Here is a 2087-nt window from a genome sequence, read left to right as displayed (position 1 = left end):
GGTGAGCCGGTCGAGCCGCTCGCGCAGCTCGCCGATCTCCGCCGGGTCGAAGCCGGTCGCCGTCATGATCCGGCGCGGCACCTCCAGCGCCCGCTCGCGCAGTGCCGTGCCCTCCTCCGTGAGCTGGACGAGGACCGACCGCTCGTCCTCGGCGCTGCGCTCGCGCCGTACCAGACCGGCCGCCTCCAGCCGCTTGACCAGCGGGGACAGCGTCCCGGAGTCCAGCCGCAGCCGCTCGCCGAGCTTCTTGACGGGCAGCTCGCCGTGTTCCCACAGCACGAGCATCACCAGGTACTGGGGGTAGGTGAGCCCGAGGTCCCCGAGCAGGACCCGGTAGACGCCGTTGAAGGCGCGGGACGCGGCGTGCAGGGAGAAGCAGATCTGGCGGTCCAGGCGGAGCCACTCCGGTTCGGTCATGCCTCCAGGGTAAGGCCTTGCCCGGCATTTAGTTGTGCACAACTTAATTGTGTGCTCTACTTCTGGTCGTAACGAACCCCGCATCCGAGAGGGATGGTCTTTCATGGACGCGCTCTACACCGCCGTCGCCACCGCGACCCACGGCCGCGAGGGCCGCGCCGTCTCCTCCGACGGCCGGATCGACCTCGCCCTGGCCATGCCGGTCGAGCTGGGCGGCGACGGCCAGGGCAGCAACCCCGAGCAGCTCTTCGCCGCCGGGTACGCCGCCTGCTTCGGCAGCGCTCTCGGCCTGGTCGGACGCCAGGCGAAGGTCGACGTCAGCGACGCCGCCGTGACCGCCGAGGTGGGCATAGGCAAGCAGGGCGAGGGCTTCGGGCTGAAGGTCACCCTGCGCATCGAACTGCCCGACACGGTGGACCAGGCCACCGGCCGCGAGCTGGTCGAGACCGCCCACCAGGTCTGCCCGTACTCCAACGCCACCCGCGGCAACATCGACGTCGACCTCGTCATCGAGTAGCCCCGGACGGCCGGGGTGACCGCTACGCCGGCGACAGCGCGTCCCGGGACCCGGACTGGCCCGGGATCCGGGACGCCGCGCCGGACAGCGGCTCGCCCAGCAGCAGGGTGCGCACCACCCGCTCGGCGGCCCGCCCGTCCTCGAACTCGCAGAACCGGTCCCGGAACGCGGCCCGCAGCCGCGCCGACTCCCCGTCCCGCCAGCCGCCCGAGCCGAACAGCCCGGACAGCTCCTGGAAGGTACGGGTGACATGGCCCGGCGGCTCGGCGGTGATGTCGAGATAGGCGCCCCGGCTCGCGGCGAACGCGGGCCAGTCGTCGGCGTGGATCACGATCGGCCGGTCCAGGACGGCGTAGTCGAACATCACCGACGAGTAGTCGGTGACCAGCGCGTCCGCCGCGAGCAGGACGTCCGCCAGATGCGGTTCACCGGTCGCGTCCACCACGATCCGGCGCCGGGCCAGCTCCGCCAGGCCCATGCCCCGCGCCGGGCCGTTCGCCAGCGACGGGTGCAGCCGGACCACGAGCGTGTGCCCCTCGCCGAGACGGGCCGCGAACCGGGCCAGGTCGATCCGGTCCACGTACCCGCCGCGGCGGTAGTCCCGGCGGGTCGGCGCGTACAGCACCACCGTGTGGTCCGCCGGGATGCCGTGCCGCTCCCGGAAGCCGCCGGCCCCGCCGCGCACCAGCACGTCGTTGCGCGGGCTGCCGGTGCGCACCGAGGTGAAGTGACAGGGGTAGGCCCGCTCCCACACCAGCTCCGCGTGGCGGCTCGCGACCAGGCTGTAGTCCCAGCGGTCGGCCCGGCGCAGCATCTGCGGCACGTCGAAGCCGAGCCGGGCCCCGGGCTTGTCCCGCAGATCGGCGCCCACGTACTTCAGCGGGGTGCCCTGGTGGGTGTGGATGTGCACACTGCCGGGGCGCTTGGCCAGGGCGCCGGGCCAGTTGACGTCGTTGACGAAGAACTTCGCGCGCGCGGTGACCTCCAGGTAGCGCCGCGAGCCGAGGATCACGTGCTCCACGCCCTCCGGCAGCCCCGCCGCCGTCTCCTCGTCCCGCACCACCCACACCCCGCGCAGCTCCGGCGCGATCTCGCGGGGTCGGACTTCAACGAGGCGATCGCCCACTGCGTCGACCAGCAGCGCCAGACGGCC

3 protein-coding genes are annotated in these 2087 nt (G+C 72.9%); 1 reads left to right on the top strand and 2 read right to left on the bottom strand.

Annotated elements, in window-relative coordinates:
• On the bottom strand, nt 1–417 hold a 417-nt coding region (locus tag H5J33_RS32520), incomplete at its 3' end, for a MarR family winged helix-turn-helix transcriptional regulator (protein WP_181798312.1).
• 103 nt (nt 418–520) lie between these two features.
• On the opposite strand from H5J33_RS32520, the gene H5J33_RS32515 reads away from it, so the two are divergent.
• On the top strand, nt 521–934 hold the full coding sequence (locus H5J33_RS32515; protein WP_181798311.1) for an organic hydroperoxide resistance protein: 414 nt from the start codon (nt 521–523) through the stop codon (nt 932–934).
• A gap of 22 nt (nt 935–956) precedes the next feature.
• On the opposite strand, the gene H5J33_RS32510 is transcribed toward H5J33_RS32515, so the two are convergent.
• The coding region (locus tag H5J33_RS32510; RefSeq protein ID WP_181798310.1) for a CDP-glycerol glycerophosphotransferase family protein at nt 957–2087 on the bottom strand (1131 nt) is incomplete at its 5' end.

Origin of the sequence: Streptomyces sp. WELS2 (assembly GCF_013870595.1) — a bacterium.
Taxonomy (GTDB): Bacteria; Actinomycetota; Actinomycetes; order Streptomycetales; family Streptomycetaceae; genus Streptomyces.
The sequence above is the reverse complement of the archived record's forward strand: the minus strand, read 5'-3'. Positions and strand labels throughout refer to the sequence as shown.